We start from the raw sequence: 3190 nt of genomic DNA on the forward strand, positions 1-3190 counted from the left end.
CTCACCCGGCTTTCTGCGAAAGCAGACCTCTCCCGCACGGGAGAGGGGACCCGCGCTCTATCCGCCTCGGGGCTCGCTCGGCATATGCGATCGCCGTGCCCGCAGATGGGGGCGGGAGACCGCGCAGCGTGTCCGCCTGCCCGCCTCGATTTGCCCCGCGGCCCCGGCGCTGCTACCGCGCCGGCCTGTCCCGGAGTCCGTCGCCCCCGTGTCCGCCCTCTCCCTCGTCATCCGGCCCGAGCACCCCGACGACGACGGGGCGATCGGGCGCCTGCACGCCCGCGCCTTCGGGCCGGGCCGCTACGCCCGCACCGCCTACCGGCTGCGCGAGGGGATCGCGCACCGGGCGGATCTCAGCGTCACCGCCTCGGTCGGCGGCTTCCTGGCGGGCTCGGTGCGGATGAACGCCGTGCGGGCAGAGGGGCCGGCCTTCCTGGCGCTCGGGCCGCTCGCGGTCGATCCGAGCTTCGAGGGCCGCGGCGTCGGCTCCAGCCTGATGCGGGCGGCCCTCGACGCCGCGCGGGCGGCCGGCGAGGGCCTCGTGATCCTGGTGGGCGACGCGTCCTTCTACGCCCGCTTCGGCTTCGCCCCCGTGCCGCCCGGCCGGCTCGTCCTGCCGGGGCCGGTCGATCCGGCCCGCTTCCTCTGGCTCGAACTGGCCGACGGCTTCTCGGCGCGCGTCTCCGGCACGGTGGCGGGGGCCTGACGGGAACGCGATCCGCGCCCGCGCCTTGTCCGCCCGGGAGTTCGCCGGAGGATCGGCATGGTGCGTCACGAGACGGTCGCGGTGAACGGCGCGGACCTGCACGTCGCGCGGCGGGGCTCTGGCCCGCCCCTCGTCCTGCTGCACGGCTGGCCCGAGTTCTGGCTGACCTGGGAGCCGGTGATGGCCCGGCTCGCCGACCGGTTCGACTGCATCGCGCCGGACCTGCGGGGCTTCGGCCGGAGCGCCGTGCCGGGCACGGGCCCGAGCGACACGGTGGGCCCGGAGGTCCACGCGGACGACGTCGCCGCGTTGCTCGGTGCCCTTGGCATCGCGCGGGCCGGCATCGTCGGGCACGATGTCGGGGCCTATGTGGGGCAGGCGCTGGCGCGCCGGGCGCCGGAGCGCTGCGCCGGCCTGTTCTTCTTCGACTGCCCCTATCCGGGCATCGGCCCGCGCCTGGGCCGGCCCGACAACCTCATCGAGATCTGGTACCAGTCCTTCCACCTCAAGCCCTTCGCGGCCGAGATGGTGTCCTCCTCGCGCGAGGCCTGCCGGCTATATATCGGCCACTTCCTGCGGCACTGGTCCGGCCCGAACCCGGGGGCCTTCGACGACGTGCTGGAGGATTTCGTCGACACCTTCCTGCAGCCGGGCGCCATGCAGGGCGGCTTCAACTGGTATCTCAGCCAGCAGGCCGGGCGCCTCGCCATGCTGCGGGGTGAGAGCCCGGCGCTGCCGCCGATCACCGTGCCGACCTGCATCCGCTGGCCGGACGGAGACCCGCTCTTCCCTTACGCCTGGACCGACCGGCTCCCGGAGTTCTTCGCCGACCTCGACCTCGCCCCGATGCCGGGCTGCGGCCACTTCCCCCACCGCGAGCGGCCGGACGCGGCGGCGGCGGCGATCGCGGGGTTCTTCGGGCGGGTGATGGCGTAGCGCGGCGCCCGGCGCGATCGCAGGGAATCTGCGTGACAGGTTCCCGCACTGTTCCCGCACCGGTTTCGCCACCCGCTTGGCAGCGCGGCAAGGCCCAGGCTACCTCGTCCCCGGGGCGCCCGCCCCGGAACCCGTTCCGGCGGCCGGCCCCCGTGAGGCATCGCGCGAAGACGATGCCCGTGAGGGAGGAAACCATGCGTGAGACAGTGGCGCGCGGCCTCGCGGCCGGCCTCGTCGGGCTCGGCCTCGCGGCCGGATGGGCCGGGCCGGCCGCCGCGTTCCAGCCGCCGCAAGGCGTCGAGGCCGCGCAGGCGGGGTTCGACGCCGCGCGGCTCGAGGCGATCGCCGCCTTCGTGCAGCGGGACGTCGCGGCGGGCAAGATCCCCGGCATGGTGCTGCTCGTGATGCGCGACGGCCGCCCCGTGCTCGCCCGAGCCTTCGGCGAGCAGACGCCCGGCACCCCGATGCGCACGGACAGCCTGCACCGCATCGCCTCGACCACGAAGCTGTTCGTGACCACGGCCGCCATGCGCCTCTACGAGCAGGGCCGCTTCAAGCTCTCGGACCCGGTCGCGACCCACCTGCCCGAACTCGGCGCGCTGAAGGTCTACGCGGGGCACGAGAGCGCCACGGAGGGCGATGTTCCGCCGCCCGTGGCGCCCCAGCGCGCGCCCACGATCCACGACCTGATGCGCCACACCGCCGGGTTCACCTACTGGTGGATCGGCCCGGCCAACCCCGTGCGGCGCGACCAGCGCGAGCAGGATCTCGAAGGGCTCTACGGGCTCACCGGCGACGAGATGCTGGGCAAGCTCGCGCAGCAGCCCCTGCTCTACCAGCCCGGCTCGACCTTCGAGTACTCGATCGCCACCGACGTCCTCGGCCACCTCTTGGAGCGGATCGAGGGCAAGCCGCTCGACCGGATCCTCACCGAGCAGGTCCTGAAGCCGCTCGGGCTCGAGGACACCGTCTGGCAGGTGGACGAGGCCCGCGCGGCCCGCCTCGCCGAGCCCTCGCAGCAGACCCTGGCGAAGGACCCGCTGGCCTGGGTCTACGGCTGGCTCGACCTGCGCAAGGCTCCGAAGCGCTTCTCGGGCGGCGCCGGCCTCGCCTCGACGGCGGGCGATGTCGGGCGGCTCCTCCAGATGCTCGCCAACGGCGGCGCGATCGACGGCGTGCGGCTTCTGGCCCCCCAGACCGTGCGCCTGATGCTGCACAGCGACCACCTCGGCGGGATCAAGGGGCCGCGCAACAACGTCGATCCGGGCTACGGCTGGAGCCTCGCGAACCCGGTCCGCCTCGGCGCGGGCCCCCACGCCACGCCGGGCGCGGCCGGCGACGTCTACTGGGGCGGCATCACCGGCCCGCGCTACATGATTGACCCGGCCGAGCGCCTCGTGGTGGTGGCGATGTTCCAGGCGCCGAGCCTGCGCGGGCACTACTACGCGGTCCTGCGGCAGATGGTGTACGGCGCGATGACGAAGTGAGGGCGCGGGAGCGGCGGCTCAGGCGGCCCGCCCGCGCCCTCACTTCGTCATCGCGCCGTAC

The 3190-nt window shown here is 74.4% G+C and carries 3 protein-coding genes; all 3 read left to right on the plus strand.

What is annotated here, in order from left to right; all coding sequences use genetic code 11:
- Positions 1-208: 208 nt before the first annotated feature.
- Positions 209-706, plus strand: a complete 498-nt coding sequence (locus AX737_RS13030; protein WP_066921960.1) for an N-acetyltransferase — start codon at positions 209-211, stop codon at positions 704-706.
- Between the two features lie 51 nt (positions 707-757).
- Positions 758-1642, plus strand: coding sequence for an alpha/beta hydrolase (locus AX737_RS13035; protein ID WP_156453685.1), 885 nt, complete (start codon positions 758-760; stop codon positions 1640-1642).
- 194 nt (positions 1643-1836) lie between these two features.
- Positions 1837-3129 (plus strand): serine hydrolase domain-containing protein, encoded by a 1293-nt coding sequence (locus AX737_RS13040; RefSeq protein ID WP_197430564.1) that lies wholly within the window; start codon positions 1837-1839, stop codon positions 3127-3129.
- Positions 3130-3190 lie beyond the last annotated feature (61 nt).

The organism is Methylobacterium sp. CCH5-D2, from assembly GCF_001556475.1.
GTDB lineage: Bacteria > Pseudomonadota > Alphaproteobacteria > Rhizobiales > Beijerinckiaceae > Methylobacterium > Methylobacterium hispanicum.

Excerpts from the sequence above, each read along its gene's own strand:
- AX737_RS13040 (WP_197430564.1), top strand. The coding sequence starts at position 1,837 with ATGCGTGAGACAGTGGCGCGCGGCCTCGCGGCCGGCCTCGTCGGGCTC.